The following is a 16,821-nucleotide window of genomic DNA, read 5'->3' on the forward strand; positions in this document are numbered from 1 at the left end:
TTTCCGGGCAGAACGGAAGAAAGGGTGCCGGTTTGCGGGCGTGACCGAGATTACTCGGACTTTGCCTTGGCGTCGGACTCCACGGACGCCCCGGAGGACTCCGGCTCGGGCGCCTTGCCCTTCGCGGGGCTCTCGGAGGCGTCGGCGCCCGGGGAGCCCGCGCCGCCGCCCGCGACGGCCGCCACGGCCTCCTTCGCGGCGGTCACGGCGTCCTTCGACAGATCGGCGGCGCTCGGGGACTTGGCGCCCGCGTATCCCGCGCCGTTGTAGGTGAGCGTGATGACGACGTTCTCGGTACGGGCCACGACGGTGGCGTACGAGAAGTCCACGCCGGTCTTCTTGAGCGAGTACGTGATCGTGCTCGCCTCGTTGCCGATGCCGGTCCCGGGCGCCGTCTTGACGTCCTTGGCGGCCTCGGTGCCCTGGGCGCTCGCCAGCTCCTTCGTGTAGAACTCGCCGGCCCGCTTGGCGCCGCTGCCGAGCGTCGCGTCGGAGTCGTACCGCATAAGGGAGATGTCGAGCCAGCGGTACTGGGACCCGTCGACGCCCTTGTCGTCCAGACCGTTCCAGGAGCAGCTGCCGCGCGTGGCGATGTCGCTGGACTTGCCGGCCGTACCGCCCTTGGACTTGGCCTTCGGGACCAGCGATTCGACCGTCTTGCCGCCGACCGTCTTGCACGCGTCGGGCAGCGCGCTGAACTTCGCGGGGACGACGGTGGGGGACGGGGCGCTGCTGGGACTGGTCCCGGAGCTGTTCGAGCTGTCCTTGTCGCCGTCGCCGGAGTCGGACGAGCAGCCGGCGACGGCGAGCATCACCGGAACGGCTGCGCAGGCGAGTATGCGGGTGAGTCGCGAGGCTGATCGGTGCATGGTTCCTTCAGAGTTCTTGAGTCAGTCGGTCGCGTGCGGTCTCAGTCGGTCGCGTACGGTTCTCGGTCGGTCGCGTGCGGTTCTTGGTCGGTCTCGGTCCGTCCCGGGCTCGGTCCCGGTCTCGGTCCCGGGCTCGGTCTGTCTCGGACGGTCCGCGGCCACGGTAACCGGCGAGCCCGCCCCGCGGGGCCCGGAGCCCGACTCCGGCGCCGGGCGGCGGGTGCTTCGCGGCCGGGCCGTACCCGCTCCTACTCGTTGAGCTGGTCGACGAGCCTACGGGCCAGTCCCCGGGCCTTGTCCTGGAGTTCTTTGCTGTCGGGGACCCCGGCGGCGAGGGCCGGCTGCTCCGTGTACCGGACGGTCACGATCACATTCGATGTGCGGAACACCACGCTCACCGTGCGGTGCTGGGCGGCCGCACCGGAGCGCGCGAGGACGTCGTCGAGGAAGGCGGCGTCGCCGAGGTCGTCGAGGACGCGGGGTTCGAGACCGCCGGTCGCCGACGCGGATGCCGAAGCCGAAGCCGACGCGGACGAGGGGGCGGAAGGGGACCCCGAGGCCGAGCCGGAGGGGGCGGCGGTCTGGGCCTCGGGAGCGCCCGATGCGCCCGGAGAGCCTGACGCGCTCGGGGCGTCCGGCGTACCGGATGAACCGGACGAGCCGGATGCGCTGGAGGAGGGTGTGGAGGGGGCGAGGTTCGCGCCCGTCTCCTTCTTGGCGTAGACCTCCTGCGCGCGGGTGTCGTCGCTCACACTCGGGTCGTACGACACCACACGCTCGAAGTCGATCACGAGCTGGTGCGAGGCGGCGGGCGAGGCCGCCTTCCAGCTGCAGCCCACGCGGCGGTCGGTGTCGTACGTCACGGCGGCCGTGCCCTGGTACGCCTTCTCCTGCTGCTCCTCGGGGAGCGAGGCGGCGCCCGGCAGCAGGTCCTTGAGCGTGGAGCGCGGCACGGAACCGCACGCCTCGCGCAGGGTCCGGTACTTGCCGGGCTGCGCCGCGGTCGCGCTCTCCGTCTCGCCGGGCTTGGAGTCGCCGGCCGAGCCGTCGTCGCCGCTGCCGCCCGAACAGCCGGCGACGGCCATCAGGAGGAGCACGGCCAGGCCGGGGGCGTACGCGCGTGGCGCCTTGAGCTGCACGGTCCCGGGCTCCCTTCCGCCAAAACTGTTTGCCGCCGGACGGCGGTCGATGGACACAATGTCTATCGCACGCGATGCCGTCGACGCTGGTCGGCCGTCCTCTGTGGCTGCCTTTGCTCCGGTTTTTGCGTTATTCGGACTTTCGGGGGAATTGAGGAAATATGTCATACGTAGAGATACCGGGCGCGAAGGTGCCCATACGGATGTGGGCCGACCCGGCGACGGTCGAGGACGGCGCGATGCAGCAGCTGCGCAATGTCGCCACCCTGCCGTGGATCAAGGGCCTCGCCGTGATGCCGGACGTGCACTACGGCAAGGGCGCCACGGTCGGCTCGGTGATCGCCATGCACGGCGCGGTCTGCCCGGCGGCGGTGGGTGTGGACATCGGCTGCGGCATGTCGGCGGTGAAGACGTCCCTGACGGCGAACGACCTGCCGGGCGACCTGTCCCGGCTGCGCTCCAAGATCGAACAGGCCATTCCGGTGGGTCGCGGGATGCACGACGACCCGGTGGATCCGGGACGGCTGCACGGATTCCCGACGGCGGGGTGGGACGACTTCTGGGCGCGGTTCGGGGGTGTCGCCGACGCGGTCAAGTTCCGTGAGGACCGCGCGGTCAAGCAGATGGGAACGCTTGGATCGGGTAACCATTTTATCGAGTTCTGCATCGACGAGTCGGGCGCGGTCTGGCTGATGCTGCACTCCGGATCCCGGAACATCGGCAAGGAACTGGCCGACCACCACATCGGCACGGCACAGAAGCTTCCGCACAACCAGGGGCTGATCGACCGGGACCTGGCCGTCTTCATCGCGGACACCCCGCAGATGGCGGCGTACCGGAACGACCTCTTCTGGGCGCAGGAGTACGCGAAGTACAACCGCGCGATCATGATGGGGCTCTTCCAGGACGTGGTCCGCAAGGAGTTCAAGAAGGCCCGGGTGACGTTCGAACCGGTGATCTCCTGCCACCACAACTACGTGTCGGAGGAGCGGTACGAGGACATGGAACTGCTGGTCACGCGGAAGGGCGCGATCCGGGCGGGCAGCGGGGAGTTCGGGATCATCCCGGGGTCCATGGGCACGGGTTCGTACATCGTGAAGGGGCTGGGGAACGCGGCGTCGTTCAACTCGGCCTCGCACGGCGCCGGCCGGCGGATGAGCCGTAACGCGGCGAAGCGGCGGTTCTCGACCCAGGATCTGGAGGAGCAGACGCGCGGGGTCGAGTGCCGCAAGGACTCCGGTGTCGTGGACGAGATCCCGGCGGCGTACAAGCCGATCGAGCAGGTCATCGATCAGCAGCGGGACCTGGTGGAAGTCGTGGCCAAGCTGAAGCAGGTCATCTGCGTGAAGGGCTGAGGCGGCGGGGCCCCGTGTGTGAAGGGCAAGGGGCGGGGCCCCGGTGTGCCGCGGGCCGAGGGCACGGTGCTCACAGCTCGCGGTGGACCTTGGTGTTGGAGGCCTGGGCGCGGGGGCGCAGGAGCAGGAGGTCGACGTTGACATGGCTCGGGCGGGTGATCGCCCAGGTGATGGTGTCGGCCACGTCGTCCGCGGTGAGGGGGGCCGCCACGCCCTCGTAGACCTTGGCCGCCTTCTCCTTGTCGCCGCCGAAGCGGGTGGTGGCGAATTCCTCGGTCTTGACCATGCCGGGGGCGATCTCGATGACCCGGACCGGGGTGCCGACGATCTCCAGGCGGAGGGTCTCGGCGAGGACGTGGGCGCCGTGCTTGGCGGCCACGTAGCCCGCCCCGCCCTCGTACGTGCCGTGGCCCGCTGTCGAGGAGAGGACGACGACCGTGCCGTCGCCGCTCGCGGTGAGCGCGGGAAGCAGGGCCTGGGTGACGTTGAGGGTGCCGATGACGTTCGTCTCGTACATCCGGCGCCAGTCCGCCGGGTCGCCGGTGGCCACCGGGTCCGCGCCCAGGGCGCCGCCCGCGTTGTTGACCAGGACGTTCACCGAGGGGAAACGGTCCAGCTCGGCGGCGAAGGCGTCGACCGCCGCGCGGTCGGTGACATCGAGGACGTACGCGGTGGCGCGGTGGCCGGCGGCGGTGAGCTCGGCGGCGAGCGCCTCGATCCGGTCCTTGCGGCGCGCCGTGACGACGACGTGGTGCCCGGCGGCGGCGAGCTGCCGTGCGGTGGCGGCACCGATGCCGCTGCTCGCTCCGGTGATGACGGCGATGGGGGTCCCCGCGGCGGTCATGACGTACTCCTCGCGCGTGTGATCGAGCGTGTGATCGACTCCGGTCAGGATAGGACCCGCGGGTGAGCGGGGTGGGGGAGAGGGCGGCGGAACGGAGCACGAGCGTGCGGTCGGCCTGCCACGCGCCCACGGCCTGCGGCATGCGGGTGACCGGAGGCGCGTCGGGTTGGCGAGTGACCCGGGTCACATTGTGATGATCATTATCTTCCGGTCATGGGTGATACGCGGAAAGTGGTGCTGGTACTGGTCTCGGCCGCCACGGCGGTGGTCATGGGCACGGCTCCGGGGGCCGGAGCGAGTGTGCAGAAGCGGGGCGCGGGCACGGATGCCGTCGAGGCCGATCTTGCCCACCACGGGCATGTGACGCTGTCGAGTGGCCGGCTCACGGTCCGCCTCGGCTCCGAGAACCACGGTCCCGCCGGGCTGGCCGACGCGACCGTACGGCTCGAATTCTCGGCCCCGATGGTCGCGGGACAGCCGCTGCCGCCCACCTGCCTGTGGTCGGGCGACCGTACGATCCTGTGCCGTACGGGGCCGCTCCGGCCGATCGGGCAGGGCCACGAGGTGACCCTGGAACTGCGGACGATCGGCACGCCGTACGAGATCGTCGTCCGGATCGACACCGCGTGGAACGGCGGCGCGACCGACCTCAACCCCGAGAACCACCGGCACCGCGTCCTGGCCCCGGACACCGGGGACCCGTACGTCTTCTGAGGCGGCCTGTCCACGGCGGCCTGCGCCACGGCGGCCTGTGCCGGAGCGGCCGGGCGTCCGTTCGCCCCGCTCGCCCCGTTCGTCACGCCGCCGCGTCGCCGAACTCCCGTACCGCGTCGTCGACGATCGCCGCCAGGCGGGCGTGGTGCGCGCCGCGCCAGTAGACCCGGCCGCAGGCCGCGCAGCGGGCGAAGACGTCGTACCCCCGCTGGGTGCCGTGCTGGAGCTGTTCCTGGACGGACTCCTTGTCCGCCGGGCCCAGTTGGCCGTTGCAGGCGGTGCAGCGGGTCCAGGGGGCGAGGGCGGGCGCGAAGCGCTGGAGTACGTCCCTGAGCTGGTCGTCCGGGCGGTCGCTGTAGATGTACGCCCCGGCCCAGATCTCCCGGCGCCGCAGCAGCCCGCGGTCGCGCGAGAGCATCACCCGGCGTTCGGCGGCGGAGAGCGTGGCCAGGGCGGGGTCGCCCAGGTCCTCGCTCTCGTACGCCGCGTCGACGCCCAGCAGCCGCAGCCGGCGGGCGAGGGTGCCGAGGTGGACGTCGAGGAGGAAGCGCAGCGGTGCGCCGGGGACGGTCTGCGGCCGGGGCACGGAGCGCACCTCCACGGACTCGCCCGCGGCCGGGATGTGCGAGAAGGGCACCTCGCGGCCGTCGACCAGGAGGGCGCCTGCTTCGGTGAGCGGGACGCCGAGGGATTCCACGGCGTGGCCGAGGGTGGACGAGCCGTCGGTGCGCAGGGCGGTGCGTCCCGGGCGCCGCTCGGCCGCGACGAAGAGGCGCAGTTCGGGGGCGAAGGCGATCTGGATCTCCGGTCCGTTCACGCCGCCAGGATGCCACCGCGCGCCCGGGCGGGCCAGGGGTTTCCCGGCCGGGTGGACGGGGCGGGGAGTGGCCGCGGAGGTGGCTGCCGATGTGGCTGTGGAGCTGTGTGTGGGGGTGGAGGCGTGTGATGTCAGGTGAGGCGCAGTCGCCAGTTGTTGACGCGGCGGGGATGCCCCGGCGGGTACTCGAAGTCGCGCTCGCCCAGCAGGGAGAAGCCCGCCCTGCGGCACAGCGCGTTCGACGCCGGGTTGTCGACGCACGGGAACGCGTGCAGGAAGCGGTGCGTCCGCTCGGCCCGTGCCCGCTCGACGACCGCGGCGACGGCGGCCGCCGCGATGCCCCGGCCCTGGTGGGCGGCGAGCACCGTCCACCCCGTCTCGTACACCTGCTCCCCGTCCCAGGTCTGCTCCCAGAAGCCGATCGTGCCGACCGGGATCTCCTCGGGGAGGAGGACGACGCGGAACATCCGGCCCTTGTCCGGGCGGTCCGCGCTCAGCGCCACGTACCGCTCGTGCCGCTTGAGGATCTGCTCCTCGGTCTCGGGGCCGCCGAGGTGGGTCATCAGCTCCGCCGCGTTCGCCGCCCGGAGCAGGTCCAGGTCGCCCGCCGACCACGCGTCGATCCTGACCCGCGGTGGCCCGGGTGCCGGGCGCTCCCGTCCGGCCTCGCCGCGCCGGCCGCCCGCGCCGTGCCCGTCGGCTCCGCTGTCTCCGCCGGCTTCGCTGCCCAGGCCGTCCCGGCTCTGTTCGGTCCCCTCGGTCCTCATGACACGCAACTGTAGGTCGCGGGTCCGACAGCGGCGCTCTCAGCGGGCGTACGCCGTCGGCGGGACCCCGACCGTCGCCGTGAAGTCCCGGACGAGATGGGCCTGGTCGCTGTAGCCGAGGTCGGCGGCGAGCGCGGGCCAGTCGACGGCGCCGGACTCCGCGCGTTCCAGCGCCTCGTGGATGCGGTACCGCAGGATGACCCACTTCGGGCCGACGCCCACGTACCCGGCGAAGAGCCGTTGCAGCGAGCGCGCCGAGACGCCCTCCTCCTCGGTGAGGCGGCCGACGCGCCGGATCGTACGGTCCGTCCTGATCCGGTCGGCCAGGGCCATGGCGCGCAGGGCCTCCGGGTCGGGGCGCGGGTCGAGGCCCAGCAGATACGTGTCCAGCGCGGCGACCCGGGCGTCCTCATCCTCGGGGGAGTCGGGGGAGTCGGGGGAGTCGGGGGAGTCGGGGGAGTCCGGGGCGTCCGGGCCGAGAATCGCCGCGAGGTCCGCCTCCGTCGTCGGCAGGACCTCGCCGACCGGCACCCGGCGCCCCGTCCACTCCGCCACCGGCCGCTCCGGCGCGAAGGGACGGAAGCCGCCCGGCCGGAACTGGACCCCGCAGACCCGGCCGCGGCCCTCCAGCCTCTGCGCGAACAGCTCCAGGCCAACGCCCGCGACCTCCCCGAACGCCACGCGGCCCGGGGTGTCGAAGCGCTGGAACACCACGTTCACCGAGGGGTGCGGCACCACATGGGAGACGTACGGCTGCTCCAGGTCCCAGTCGATCAGCCAGTAGTGCTCCAGATACGGCCGCAGGGCCGGCGCGGGCTCGCGGCGGCGGAACCGTACGCGCGCGAAGAGGCCGGGGGCGTCGACGATGCCCCGGGTGTCACGCCGCGGACCTGCCATGCGCGGAACGTATCGCCGCGCGTCGCGTTTGTTCAAGACGCGGGGGCGGCGCCCGCCCTACCGTGCGCCCCATGAGCGAGAAGAACGACACCGAGATCAGCACACCGAACGGCATCAAGATCAGCGCACTGTTGAAGCTGGCGGCGGACGGTGCCCTCCCCGTCGTCCGCGGCATCGGCGACGAGCGGCTCGGTGCGCCGACGCCGTGCGCGGAGTACGACGTCCACGCCCTGCTCGACCATCTCTTCCAGGTCGTCGTGAACTTCCAGGCGCTCGCCGCGAAGCGGGACGCGGACTTCGGCGCCGCCCCCGAACATCTCGCGGGGGAGTGGCGCGAGCGGTTCGCCGCGGAGACGGCGCGGCTCGTCGACGCCTGGGACGCGCCGGGCGCCGAGGAGGGCACGTCAGGGGCGATGGGGCTGCCGGCCAGGACGGTCGGCTCGATGGTGCTCGGGGACCTGACCGTGCACGCGTGGGACCTGGCGCGGGCGACGGGACAGCCGTACGAGCCGGACGCGTCCCTCGTCGGCCTGCTGACGGCGGAGTTCGGGGCGCTGGCGCCGACGGCCAGGAAGATGGGCGTGTTCGGGGAGCCGGTGCCGGTGGCGCCGGACGCGGCGCCCTTCGACGTACTGCTGGCGCTGACCGGCCGCGACCCGGGCTGGGCGCCCCCGCGCCCCGCGTAGCCACCGCCGCGCTGTCCCGGACACCGGGGTACGGCGGCCGGCTACCGAGGTACGTGCCCGGCTACCGGCGTACGGACTCCGCGCTACCGACGTACGGACTCCGCCACCGCCGTACGGTCTCCCTCGTCGGCCGGCCCGGTCGCCCCACCCGGGCCCGGGGCCGCGGCCGTGGCCGCCGCGTGGCGGCGCAGGAGTTTTTCGCCCTCGACATCCACGTCCGGGAGCAGCCGGTCCACGGCGCGGGGCAGCCACCACGCCCGGCGGCCGAGGACGGCCATCACGGCCGGGACCAGCGTCATCCGTACGACGAACGCGTCCAGCAGGACGCCGACGGCGAGGGCGAACCCCATGCCCTTGATCACCTGCAGCTCGGCGAAGACGAAGGAGCCGAAGACGGCGATCATGATCAGCGCGGCGGCGGTGACCACCTTCGCGCTGTGGCCGAAGCCGCGGACCATCGCCTCGGTCGGCGGGCGGCCGTGCACGTACTCCTCGCGCATGCGGGAGACGAGGAAGACCTCGTAATCCATGGCCAGCCCGAACAGGATGCCGACCAGCAGCATCGGCAGGAAGCTGAGCACCGGACCGGTCTGTTCGATGCCGAGGAGCCCGGCGAGCCACCCCCACTGGAAGACCGCCACCACGGCGCCCAGCGAGGCGCCGAGGGAGAGCAGGAAGCCCAGCGCGGCCTTCAGCGGCACGGCGACCGCGCGGAACACCACGGTCAGCAGGGCCAGGGCCAGGCCCATCACCAGCAGGCAGTAGACGGGCAGGGCGGACGACAGCTTGTCCGCCACGTCGATGTTCACCGCGGTCGCGCCGGTGACGTTCAGCTCCGTACCCGTGCGCCGCTCGACACCGTCCCGCACCTCCCGGATGTCGGTCAGCAGGCGCTGCGTGGACGCCGACTCGGGTCCGCCGGACGGTGTGACGTTGACGAGCGCGGCGTCGGCGGAGGCGGCGGGCACCACGGGGGAGACCGCGACGACCCCCGGCAGTTCCGCGACCCGGTCCGCGAGCTGCTGAGCGGCGGCCGGCGCCGTGGCCCCGTCGCCACCGCCGGTCCCGCCCGGGCCGGCGCCCCCGCCCTGGGCCAGCACGATCAGGGTGCCGCTGTAGCCGGGGCCGAAGCCGTCGTCGACCAGCTTCTGCGCCCGCGCGGCGGAGCTGTCCGCGTCCTGCGACCCGCCGAGCCCCAGCCGCAGATCCGCGGCCGGTACGGCCAGGACACCCAGGCCGAGGACGCAAGCCGCCAGCACGGCCCAGCGGCGGCGTGCCGCCAGGGCCGCCCAGCGCTGTCCCAGGGGGGCCCGGTCCTCCCGGGCGAGCCGCGATTCCTCGTGCCGGGCCAGGCGGCGCAGTACGGGCACGGTGCTCGTGGCGATGGCCGGACCTATGAGCCCGAGCACGGCCGGAAGGAGCGTGACGGCGATCAGTACGGAGGCCACCACGGTGGCGGCGGCGCCCAGCCCCATGACGGTCAGGAACGGAATGTTCACGACGGCGAGCGCGGCGAGCGCGATCACGACCGTGGCACCGGCGAAGACCACGGCCCCGCCGGCCGTGCCGGTCGCGAGCCCGGCCGACTCCTCCGGGTCCATGCCACGCCTCACCTGGGTCTGGTGCCGGGAGACGATGAACAGGGCGTAGTCGATGCCCACGGCCAGACCCAGCATCACGGCCAGGATGACCGAGGTGCTGTCCATCGTGATCACACTGGTCAGGGCCAGCAGGCACAGGACGCCGACGCCGACGCCGACGAGCGCGGTCGCCACGGGGACGATCGCGGCGCGCAGGCTGCGGAAGACCAGGATCAGCACGCCCAGCGCGATCACCACGCCGACGGCCTCGCCAGGGCCGAGCACCTTGATCTCGCCGTCGGTGAAGGCGGCCCCGCCGAGTTCGACGGCCGGCCCGGCCGCACGGGCCGCGGCGGCGGTCCGCTCCAGCTCCGCCCTCGTCGCGGCGGGGATCCCGTCGGCCTTCGCGGCGTCGAAGGTGAGCTGGGCGATACCCGTACGGCCGTCGGCGGACACGGTGCCCGCCTCGGCGGCCGGCGGGACGGCCGAGGCCACCCCGGGGAGCCCGCCGGCCCGCCGCGCCGCCTCGGCGACCGCCCGCGCGGTGTCACCGGCGGTGACCGTCTGCCCGGCGGGGGCCCGGAAGACGATCGTGCCGGTCACCTGCCCGCCGGCGGCCGGGAACTCCTTCTCCAGCACATCGAGGGTGCGCTGGGCCTCCGTGCCCGGGATGGTGGTGGACGAGGCGAAGGGCTTCATCAGCCCGAGAGCGGCGACCCCGGCCGCGAGGAGCACGGCGAGCCAGACGCCGATCACGGCCCATTTGTGCCGGTAGGCGAAGCGTCCGAGGCGGTGGAGGAGCGTGGACACGCAAGGACTCCCGAGGAGGTGAGGGAGGGAAGGGAAGGGGAGAGGAGGAGGGAAGGTACGGGTCCGGGCCACGCTAGGTCGGCGGCCGTCGCCTCCTCGCCGCATCGGGCTCCAGGGGCCGGAGTTCACACGTAACTCCCATGGAGCGCCGTCCGGTGATCGGACATGATCGGACGAGTCCCCGATCGATCAAGGAGAGGGCATCCGGATGACGGAGCGGAGCGTCATGCCCGACGGCGCGGCCCCGGCGCGGCCAAGCCGAGTGCTGGTGGTCGACGACGAACCGGCGATCCTCGACACGGTGAGCCGTTTCCTGTCCTTCCTCGGCTACGACGTGCGCACCGCCGCCACCGCCCACGAAGCTCTCGCGGTGGCCCGTGACTGCCTTCCCGAGCTGATCCTGCTGGACGTGATGCTGCCCGACGGCGACGGTTTCGAGGTCATGCGGCGGCTGCGCGGGGACGGACTGCCGCACGCCGTCGTCTTCCTCACGGCGCGCGACAGCCGTAAGGACCTGGTCAGGGGGTTGACCGCGGGCGGGGACGACTACATCACCAAGCCCTTCGGGCTGGACGAGGTGGCCGCCCGTGTCCAGGCCGTGCTCCGCCGTACCCGTACCCGCGGCCACACCGGAGGTGCCGGTGCCGCCGCCGGTTCCGGTGCCGGTTCGGGGGCGGGTGACGAGGGCGAGGCCGGCACTGTCCTGCGCGTCGCCGATCTCGAACTCGACACCGTCGCCTACGCCGTACGCCGGGCCGGGACGCCGATCGACCTGTCGCCGACCGAGTTCCGTCTGCTGCGCTACCTGATGCTCCACCGGGGCCGGATCCTCCCGCGCGCCCAACTCCTCGACCACGTCTGGTCGTACGACTTCAACGGCGACGACACCGTCGTCGCCACCTACATCAGCTATCTGCGCCGCAAGATCGATGTCCTCGGCCCGTCCCTGATCCACACCCGGCGCGGTGTCGGCTACGGCATCAGGGAGCCGGAGTGCTGAACCGCGGGGCGGTGAGCCGGCTGGTGCTGAACCGCCGCCTGGTGAGCCGCCTGCGGCGGTGGCCGGTACGCAGCCGGCTCAGCGGGGTCGTCACCGGGCTGTGCGCGCTCGCCATGGCCGCCACCGCCGCCGTCTGGCTGGGCAGCGGCGACCCCGCCGCGATCGTCGCCGTGGAACTGGTCGGGCTCGCGCTGGTGGCCCTCGTCACCACCGCCGTGGTCCGCTGCGAACTGCGCCCCCTGGAGGAGGCGGCGCGTACGGCGGACACGGTCGCGTCCGGGGACCTCGACCACCGGCTCGCCGTGGCCACCCAGGCCCCCGCCACCGAGGTCGGCCGGCTGGTGGACGCGCTGAACCGCATGCTGGACCAGGTCCAGGCCGCCCTCACCGCGCGTGAGACGTCCGAGGCGCGCATGCGCCAGTTCGTCGCGGACGCCTCGCACGAGCTGCGTACGCCCCTGCAGTCCCTGCGCGGTTACGCCGAGCTCTACCAGCACGGTGCGCTGCCCGACACGGCCGCGGTGGACGAGGCGGTGGACCGGATGCTCGCCGAGATTCTGCGCATGACGCGGCTGGTCGAGTCGATGCTCATGCTCGCCCGCTTCGACGACGAGGGCGAGGCGGCCGAGGCGGAACAGGAGCCCGTCGACCTCAGCCGGGTCGTCACGGAATCCTGCCGGGACGCCGCAGCCGTCGAACCGGCACGGCCCCGTACGGTCGACGTCCGGCCGGGGGTGACCGTACTGGGCGACGAGGCACATCTGCGCAGCCTGCTGGCCAACCTGCTGGGCAACATCCGTATGCACACACCGCCCGACGCCTCCTGCGCCGTCGAACTGCGCGCGGCGGACGGACACGCGACGCTCCGGGTCCGGGACGCCGGGCCCGGCATCCCGGAAGAGGCCGTCGCCCATGTCTTCGACCGCTTCTACCGGGCCGGCAAGGGGCGCGGCCGGGGCGGCGGGGGCGGCGGGGACAGGGGCGGGCACGGTGGGACCGGCCGGGGCAGCGGTCTCGGGCTGGCCATCGTGGCCGCCGTCGCGGAACTCCACCGGGCTCGCGTCCGTCTCGACAGCGCGCCCGGCCGCGGGACGCTCGTCGAAGTCACCTTCCCGGTCGCGCCGGGCGGCGGGACGGGCGGCGGGACGGGCGGCCCGCAGGACTGAACGGGGGCATGGCGGGCAGACGTTCGGTCAGTACCGCTTTCGACAGCAAGCGGGCGCAGAGGAGGGGACATGGAGATATCCGGCTTTGTCGCAGCCATTGTCGTCGGCATCGTCATCGGCGTGCTGGGACGGCTCGTGGTGCCGGGGCGGCAGCGCATCGGGGTGCTGCTGACCATCGGCGTCGGTATCGTCGCGGCGCTGGTCGGTACGTTCGTCGCGGCGGCGTTCGGCGTCGCGGACACCCGGGGCTTCGACTGGATCGAGCTGGCCATCCAGGTCGGTCTGGCGGCGGTGGGGGTGGCCGCGCTGGACCGCGCCAAGGGCCGCGGCTGACCACTGCTCCGTCCGTTGTCCTCGGCAGTTGTTTCCGTCAGTTGGCTCCGTCTTCGTCAGAGCCTTCGCCGGCGGCTTCGTCAGCGCCGGCGAGCGGACGGCCGCCGTGCAGGTTCCAGCGGCCGTCCCGCCCGGTGAACTCCGTGACGGTCAGCGGCCGTACGTCGAACCGCCAGAACGCGGAGGCCGGTGCCGAGAGCGCGTGCAGGGCGGCGGCGCGGACGATCTCCGGTTCGGCCACGGCGATCACGCGGGGGGTCTCGGGGTTCAGCGTTTCGAACCACCGGCCGACGCGGGCGTAGAGCGCGAGCAGCGTCTCCCCGCCGTGCGGTGCGGCCGACGGGTCGGCGAGCCACGCGCTCACCCGCGCCGGTTCCGCGGCCGCGACCTCGTCGAGGGTCCTGCCCTGCCAGCGCCCCATGTCCCACGGCGCGAGTTCCGGCACCGGCCGCGCGTCCAGGCCGAGCAGGCCGGCGGTCGTACGGCAGCGGGGCGAGGACGAGACGTACACGGCGGCGCCGCGCGGGAACTCCTCCCGTACGGCCTCGGCCTGTCGCACCCCGGCCGCGTCCACCGCCCGCGGCGCGACGCCGGGCCCGTCCTCGGGAAGGTCGCCGAAGCGGGCCGCGCGCAGGGCCGGGCCGATGGCGGGTGAGATGAGCTGCACGCGGATCGTCGCGCGGATCGTCATAACGAAAGGCCCCCTTGGCCCGTCCGCCGGTTCGCGGTACCTTCACGTCGTTATCCACGACGGCGAGACGGAAGTCCGGTGAGATTCCGGCACGGTCGCGCCACTGTATGCCGGTTCCGGCCGCGTGCCACGCGGCGGGGGAGCGGTGAGTCAGACCCGATGGCCGTCGTTCGAGCTCCATCAACGGGACGCGAGTTCCCTCAGGAGGATGTGCCATGGCTCAGTCCATCGCGCCTGCGAACACCGCTCTTTCGCCCACCTCTGCCACCGGCGCCGCCCCGGCCCCGCTTCCGCTGCGCGCCGTGCTGCCGTGGGCGGTCTTCGTCGGCACCCTGATGCTGGTGCTGCTCTACTTCGTCGGCGCCGAACAGGGCGCGACCTCGGTGATCTCCGGTGCCGGTGTGCACGAATGGGTGCACGACGGCCGTCATCTGCTCGGGTTCCCCTGCCACTGACCGCTGACGGAAACAGCGGAGATGACGCGCATGCATGCCTTCACCGTCAGAAACCTCCTGGTCCGCGGCATGGTCGCGGGCGTGCTGGCCGGACTTCTCGCGTTCGCGCTGGCCTACTTCGCGGGTGAGCCCTCCGTACGGGACTCCATCGCGCAGGAGGAGACCCGGTCCGCCCCGGCGCATCAGCACGGCGCCGCGGCGGACCCCGTACCCGTAGGGGAAGAGAGGGAGGGAGAGGAAGAGGAAGAGGAACTGGTCAGCAGGCCGGTCCAGTCGACGTTCGGGCTCGCCACCGGTGTGCTGGTGTACGGGGTGGCCCTTGGCGGCATCGCCTCGCTGGTCTTCGCGGTGAGCCTGGGCAGGATCGGCCGGTTCGGGCCGCGGGCGACCTCGGCGCTGGTCGCGGGGGCCGCCTTCACGACCGTCTACCTGGTGCCGTTCCTGAAGTATCCGGCGACGCCGCCCGCCGTGGGCAATCCGGACACGATCGGCAGGCGCACGACACTGTTCTTCCTGATGATCCTGCTCAGCGTGCTGCTGGCGGTCATCGCCGTCATCGCGGGGAGACGGCTGGCGCCGCGGCTCGGCAACTGGAACGCGTCGCTCGCCGCGGGCGCCGGTTATGCGGCCGTCGTCGCCGTCGCGTGTCTGGTGCTGCCCGCCAACGCGGACGCCGTCCCCGCGTCCTTCCCCGCGGCGCTGCTGTGGGAGTTCCGGCTCGCCTCGCTCGGGGTGCAGGCGCTGCTCTGGACGGCCTTCGGGCTGATCTTCGGGGAACTGGCGGAGCGGATGCTCCGGCCGCAGGCGGTGGCCGGAGCATCCGTCGCGCCGCCGGGGGCACCCGTCGGGGAGCCGCGGGCGGCCGGACAGTAGAGTGCGGGGTCGGTCTTCTCCCAGCTCAGAGGTGTACGGCAGTGAGCGTTCCGCCCCCTGGTCCCGCGCCGGCCTCTGATTCCGCGCCGTCCGCGTCGCCGACTCCTGATTCCGCGCCGTCCGCGTCGCCTGCCCCGTCCGCGTCGCCGGTCCCGAGTCCGCCGGTGACCGTGGTCGGGATCGGCGCGGACGGCTGGGCCGGGCTCTCCGGCGCGGCGCGGGAGGCCCTGCGCGGGGCGGACGTGGTCATCGGCGGGCCTCGGCAGCTCGGCCTGCTGCCGGCCGGGGAGTGCGCGGGCGAGCGGGTGGCGTGGCCGTCGCCGCTGCGCCCCGCCGTGCCCGGCCTGCTCGCCGCACACGCCGGGCGCCGGATCGCGGTGCTGGCCAGCGGGGACCCGATGTTCTACGGGATCGGGCGGGCGCTCGGCGAGGTCGTCGGCGCGGCGGCGCTGCGCGTGCTGCCGCATCCGTCGTCCGTCTCGTACGCCTGCGCCCGGCTCGGCTGGCCGGTGGAGGAGACGGAGGTCGTCACGCTCGTCGGCCGCCCCGCCGAACGCCTCACCGCCGCGCTGCACGACGGCCGCCGGGTGCTGGTGCTCAGCACCGGGGCCGGGACGCCCGAGGACGTGGCGGCGCTGCTCCGCGCGCGCGGCTACGGGCCGAGCCCGCTGCACGTACTCGAACAGCTCGGCTCGGAGCGGGAGCGGCACCGTACGGCCACCGCCGACGCGTGGGCCGGTCCGGCCGGGGACCCGCTCAACGTGGTGGCGGTCGAGTGCCGCCGCGCGCCCGGCGCGCCGCGCCTCGGCGCCGTACCCGGGCTGCCGGACACGGCGTACGAGCACGACGGACAGCTCACCAAACGCCATGTGCGCGCCGCCACGCTGGGCGCGCTGGCGCCCGCGCCGGGGGAGCTGCTGTGGGACATCGGCGGCGGGTCAGGTTCGATCGCGGTGGAGTGGATGCGTACGCACCCGTCCTGCCGGGCGGTGTCGGTGGAACGCGATCCGGCGCGCGCCGAGCGCATCGGCCGGAACGCGCGGGCGCTCGGTGTCCCCGGGCTGCGCGTCGCCGTCGGCGCGGCGCCCGCCGCGCTCGCCGGACTGCCGGTACCCGACGCGGTGTTCATCGGCGGCGGGCTGACCGCGCCGGGGCTGCTCGACGCCTGCTGGGAGGCGCTGCCCGTGGGCGGCCGGCTGGTCGCGAACACGGTGACGCTGGAGTCGGAGGCGCTGCTGGCCGACCGGTACCGCCGGCTCGGCGGGGAACTGGTGCGGCTGGCGGTCGCGCACGCGGTGCCGGTCGGCGGCTTCACGGGGTGGCGGCAGGCGATGCCGGTCACGCAGTGGTCGGTCACGAAAAGCCGAGCAGGAGAAGAACGTTGACTTCCTCTCCCTCGTGAACGAGGGGGATTCCTACGGCTCGCGCCGTAGGGGTTTCTGCTTCATCGCCGACTGCCCGTCCGGAGAACTCCGTTGAGGTCTTACACCCGCTCCACAGACTGTCACCGCCAGCCCGGCGGCCAGAAGGTTGCGTGCCGCGTTCACGTCCTGGTCGTGGGCCGTCCCGCAACTGTCGCACGTCCAGGTGCGGACGTTCAGCGGCATCCTGTCGGCCAGGGTGCCGCAGTGGGAGCACAGCCTGGACGACGGGAAGAAGCGATCGACCGCGATCACGTTCCGCCCGTACCAGGTGGCCTTGTACTCCAGCATGGAGCGGAACTCGCTCCGGCTCGCATCCGAGATCGCTCGGGCGAGCGTGTGGTTCTTGACCATGTTGCGCACGGTCAGGTCCTCGATCACGAGCGTTTGGTTCTCACGCACGA

Annotated in this window: 18 protein-coding genes and 1 riboswitch; of the genes, 9 read left to right on the forward strand and 9 right to left on the reverse strand. The window is 73.1% G+C overall.

The annotated features are described in order from the left end of the window. Positions 1–50: 50 nt before the first annotated feature. Positions 51–869, reverse strand: coding sequence for a DUF3558 domain-containing protein (locus tag AB0P17_RS34610; protein ID WP_365817380.1), 819 nt, complete (start codon positions 867–869; stop codon positions 51–53). A 248-nt stretch (positions 870–1,117) separates the two neighbouring features. Continuing rightward, positions 1,118–1,954 carry a DUF3558 domain-containing protein gene (locus tag AB0P17_RS34615; RefSeq protein ID WP_365817415.1) on the reverse strand — a complete coding sequence of 279 codons (837 nt, stop codon included), beginning with the start codon at positions 1,952–1,954 and terminating at the stop codon, positions 1,118–1,120. A 215-nt stretch (positions 1,955–2,169) separates the two neighbouring features. On the opposite strand from AB0P17_RS34615, the gene AB0P17_RS34620 reads away from it, so the two are divergent. Next, positions 2,170–3,363 (forward strand): RtcB family protein, encoded by a 1,194-nt coding sequence (locus tag AB0P17_RS34620; protein ID WP_365817382.1) that lies wholly within the window; start codon positions 2,170–2,172, stop codon positions 3,361–3,363. Between the two features lie 70 nt (positions 3,364–3,433). On the opposite strand, the gene AB0P17_RS34625 is transcribed toward AB0P17_RS34620, so the two are convergent. Continuing rightward, a complete protein-coding gene (locus AB0P17_RS34625) occupies positions 3,434–4,207 on the reverse strand; it encodes an SDR family oxidoreductase (RefSeq protein WP_365817384.1) in 774 nt (257 codons plus the stop codon). A gap of 213 nt (positions 4,208–4,420) precedes the next feature. Between AB0P17_RS34625 and AB0P17_RS34630 the strand changes: the two genes are divergently transcribed. Further along, entirely contained in the window at positions 4,421–4,921 is a 501-nt protein-coding gene (locus tag AB0P17_RS34630) for a hypothetical protein (protein WP_365817387.1), read from the forward strand. A gap of 82 nt (positions 4,922–5,003) precedes the next feature. On the opposite strand, the gene AB0P17_RS34635 is transcribed toward AB0P17_RS34630, so the two are convergent. The 3 genes from AB0P17_RS34635 to AB0P17_RS34645 form a co-directional block, all read right to left on the reverse strand. Further along, positions 5,004–5,738 carry a Mut7-C RNAse domain-containing protein gene (locus AB0P17_RS34635; protein ID WP_365817389.1) on the reverse strand — a complete coding sequence of 245 codons (735 nt, stop codon included), beginning with the start codon at positions 5,736–5,738 and terminating at the stop codon, positions 5,004–5,006. A 131-nt stretch (positions 5,739–5,869) separates the two neighbouring features. Then, complete coding sequence (locus AB0P17_RS34640; RefSeq protein ID WP_365817391.1) at positions 5,870–6,505, reverse strand: GNAT family protein; 636 nt, start codon at positions 6,503–6,505, stop codon at positions 5,870–5,872. Positions 6,506–6,544: 39 nt separating this feature from the next. Beyond that, positions 6,545–7,402, reverse strand: a complete 858-nt coding sequence (locus AB0P17_RS34645; RefSeq protein WP_365817393.1) for a helix-turn-helix domain-containing protein — start codon at positions 7,400–7,402, stop codon at positions 6,545–6,547. A 71-nt stretch (positions 7,403–7,473) separates the two neighbouring features. On the opposite strand from AB0P17_RS34645, the gene AB0P17_RS34650 reads away from it, so the two are divergent. Beyond that, positions 7,474–8,088, forward strand: coding sequence for a TIGR03086 family metal-binding protein (locus tag AB0P17_RS34650; protein ID WP_365817395.1), 615 nt, complete (start codon positions 7,474–7,476; stop codon positions 8,086–8,088). An 83-nt stretch (positions 8,089–8,171) separates the two neighbouring features. Here the strand turns inward: AB0P17_RS34650 and AB0P17_RS34655 are convergent, their stop codons facing one another. Further along, a complete protein-coding gene (locus AB0P17_RS34655; RefSeq protein WP_365817397.1) occupies positions 8,172–10,478 on the reverse strand; it encodes an MMPL family transporter in 2,307 nt (768 codons plus the stop codon). 208 nt (positions 10,479–10,686) lie between these two features. On the opposite strand from AB0P17_RS34655, the gene AB0P17_RS34660 reads away from it, so the two are divergent. From AB0P17_RS34660 to AB0P17_RS34670, 3 genes are all read left to right on the forward strand, one after another. Next, a complete protein-coding gene (locus AB0P17_RS34660; protein ID WP_365817399.1) occupies positions 10,687–11,478 on the forward strand; it encodes a response regulator transcription factor in 792 nt (263 codons plus the stop codon). Further along, positions 11,472–12,644, forward strand: coding sequence for a HAMP domain-containing sensor histidine kinase (locus AB0P17_RS34665; protein ID WP_365817401.1), 1,173 nt, complete (start codon positions 11,472–11,474; stop codon positions 12,642–12,644). Before AB0P17_RS34660 ends, AB0P17_RS34665 begins: the two co-directional genes overlap by 7 nt. Positions 12,645–12,713: 69 nt before the next feature. After that, a complete protein-coding gene (locus AB0P17_RS34670; protein ID WP_365817403.1) occupies positions 12,714–12,977 on the forward strand; it encodes a GlsB/YeaQ/YmgE family stress response membrane protein in 264 nt (87 codons plus the stop codon). Between the two features lie 37 nt (positions 12,978–13,014). Here the strand turns inward: AB0P17_RS34670 and AB0P17_RS34675 are convergent, their stop codons facing one another. Then, positions 13,015–13,668 carry a histidine phosphatase family protein gene (locus AB0P17_RS34675; protein ID WP_365817405.1) on the reverse strand — a complete coding sequence of 218 codons (654 nt, stop codon included), beginning with the start codon at positions 13,666–13,668 and terminating at the stop codon, positions 13,015–13,017. Between the two features lie 31 nt (positions 13,669–13,699). Continuing rightward, a riboswitch (cobalamin riboswitch) is annotated at positions 13,700–13,847 on the forward strand. Between the two features lie 36 nt (positions 13,848–13,883). Between AB0P17_RS34675 and AB0P17_RS34680 the strand changes: the two genes are divergently transcribed. The 3 genes from AB0P17_RS34680 to cbiE all read left to right on the forward strand — a co-directional run bounded on the left by AB0P17_RS34680 (position 13,884) and on the right by cbiE (position 16,381). Then, complete coding sequence (locus AB0P17_RS34680) at positions 13,884–14,123, forward strand: CbtB-domain containing protein (protein WP_365817407.1); 240 nt, start codon at positions 13,884–13,886, stop codon at positions 14,121–14,123. A gap of 30 nt (positions 14,124–14,153) precedes the next feature. Continuing rightward, positions 14,154–14,996: a CbtA family protein gene (locus AB0P17_RS34685; RefSeq protein WP_365817417.1), complete on the forward strand. Its 843-nt coding sequence runs from the start codon at positions 14,154–14,156 to the stop codon at positions 14,994–14,996. A gap of 164 nt (positions 14,997–15,160) precedes the next feature. Continuing rightward, a complete protein-coding gene (gene cbiE / locus AB0P17_RS34690; RefSeq protein ID WP_365817409.1) occupies positions 15,161–16,381 on the forward strand; it encodes a precorrin-6y C5,15-methyltransferase (decarboxylating) subunit CbiE in 1,221 nt (406 codons plus the stop codon). Positions 16,382–16,411: 30 nt separating this feature from the next. On the opposite strand, the gene AB0P17_RS34695 is transcribed toward cbiE, so the two are convergent. Next, the coding region (locus AB0P17_RS34695; protein WP_365817411.1) for an RNA-guided endonuclease TnpB family protein at positions 16,412–16,821 on the reverse strand (410 nt) is incomplete at its 5' end.

The organism is Streptomyces sp. NPDC088124 (assembly GCF_040685895.1).
GTDB lineage: Bacteria > Actinomycetota > Actinomycetes > Streptomycetales > Streptomycetaceae > Streptomyces.

What these genes read in the sequence shown, in the direction of transcription:
- AB0P17_RS34670 (WP_365817403.1), top strand. Translation starts at nt 12,714, where the DNA reads ATGGAGATATCCGGCTTTGTCGCAGCCATTGTCGTCGGCATCGTCATC.
- AB0P17_RS34675 (WP_365817405.1), bottom strand. Translation starts at nt 13,668, where the DNA reads ATGACGATCCGCGCGACGATCCGCGTGCAGCTCATCTCACCCGCCATC.
- AB0P17_RS34685 (WP_365817417.1), top strand. Translation starts at nt 14,154, where the DNA reads ATGCATGCCTTCACCGTCAGAAACCTCCTGGTCCGCGGCATGGTCGCG.
- AB0P17_RS34620 (WP_365817382.1), top strand. Translation starts at nt 2,170, where the DNA reads ATGTCATACGTAGAGATACCGGGCGCGAAGGTGCCCATACGGATGTGG.
- AB0P17_RS34645 (WP_365817393.1), bottom strand. Translation starts at nt 7,402, where the DNA reads ATGGCAGGTCCGCGGCGTGACACCCGGGGCATCGTCGACGCCCCCGGC.
- AB0P17_RS34680 (WP_365817407.1), top strand. Translation starts at nt 13,884, where the DNA reads ATGGCTCAGTCCATCGCGCCTGCGAACACCGCTCTTTCGCCCACCTCT.
- AB0P17_RS34630 (WP_365817387.1), top strand. Translation starts at nt 4,421, where the DNA reads ATGGGTGATACGCGGAAAGTGGTGCTGGTACTGGTCTCGGCCGCCACG.
- AB0P17_RS34660 (WP_365817399.1), top strand. Translation starts at nt 10,687, where the DNA reads ATGACGGAGCGGAGCGTCATGCCCGACGGCGCGGCCCCGGCGCGGCCA.
- AB0P17_RS34615 (WP_365817415.1), bottom strand. Translation starts at nt 1,954, where the DNA reads ATGGCCGTCGCCGGCTGTTCGGGCGGCAGCGGCGACGACGGCTCGGCC.
- AB0P17_RS34610 (WP_365817380.1), bottom strand. Translation starts at nt 869, where the DNA reads ATGCACCGATCAGCCTCGCGACTCACCCGCATACTCGCCTGCGCAGCC.
- AB0P17_RS34650 (WP_365817395.1), top strand. Translation starts at nt 7,474, where the DNA reads ATGAGCGAGAAGAACGACACCGAGATCAGCACACCGAACGGCATCAAG.
- AB0P17_RS34640 (WP_365817391.1), bottom strand. Translation starts at nt 6,505, where the DNA reads ATGAGGACCGAGGGGACCGAACAGAGCCGGGACGGCCTGGGCAGCGAA.
- AB0P17_RS34625 (WP_365817384.1), bottom strand. Translation starts at nt 4,207, where the DNA reads ATGACCGCCGCGGGGACCCCCATCGCCGTCATCACCGGAGCGAGCAGC.